We start from the raw sequence: 688 nt of genomic DNA on the forward strand, positions 1-688 counted from the left end.
ACCACGTCTTTCATCGCCTCTGACTGCCAAGGCATCCACCGTATGCGCTTCTTCACTTGACCATATAACCCCAAGCAATCTGGTTATACTGTGAAGACGACATTCGCCGAAAATTCGAATTTCTCAACTAAGAGAACTCACAAATTTTACCTTAGCCTGATCCGTTACCAGTGAAAGTAACGTTCAGTCTATCTTTCTATCACATACCCAAATTTTTAAAGAACGATCTAATCAAAAGACTAGAAATCAATATTCATTGCAGAATATTCATTTCTAAACTCTCAAACTTTCGAAGCAGTTAATGGTGGAGCCAAACGGGATCGAACCGTTGACCTCCTGCGTGCAAGGCAGGCGCTCTCCCAGCTGAGCTATGGCCCCATACAAAATTGGTGGGTCTGGGCAGATTCGAACTGCCGACCTCACCCTTATCAGGGGTGCGCTCTAACCAACTGAGCTACAGACCCAATTTCGAGCGCGTAACTGTTAGCGTTGAGCTATCAGCTTGGAGCTTAAAGCTGCTTCTATCGTCTTCTTCAATGAATCAAGCAATTCGTGTGGGAGCTTATGGAGCAGCTGAGTCGTCGATTAAGGAGGTGATCCAGCCGCAGGTTCCCCTACGGCTACCTTGTTACGACTTCACCCCAGTCATGAATCACACCGTGGTAACCGTCCTCCCGAAGGTTAGACT

At 46.8% G+C, this 688-nt stretch carries 2 tRNA genes and 1 rRNA gene; all 3 read right to left on the bottom strand.

What is annotated here, in order from left to right:
• Positions 1-302: 302 nt before the first annotated feature.
• A tRNA-Ala gene (locus BSF40_RS31355) sits at positions 303-378 on the bottom strand.
• 9 nt (positions 379-387) lie between these two features.
• Positions 388-464: transfer RNA gene (locus BSF40_RS31360), tRNA-Ile, on the bottom strand.
• 122 nt (positions 465-586) lie between these two features.
• Positions 587-688: ribosomal RNA gene (locus BSF40_RS31365) — 16S ribosomal RNA — on the bottom strand; the annotation flags it as partial.

The organism is Pseudomonas sp. ACN5 (genome assembly GCF_002303975.1).
Lineage (GTDB): Bacteria > Pseudomonadota > Gammaproteobacteria > Pseudomonadales > Pseudomonadaceae > Aquipseudomonas > Aquipseudomonas laurylsulfatiphila.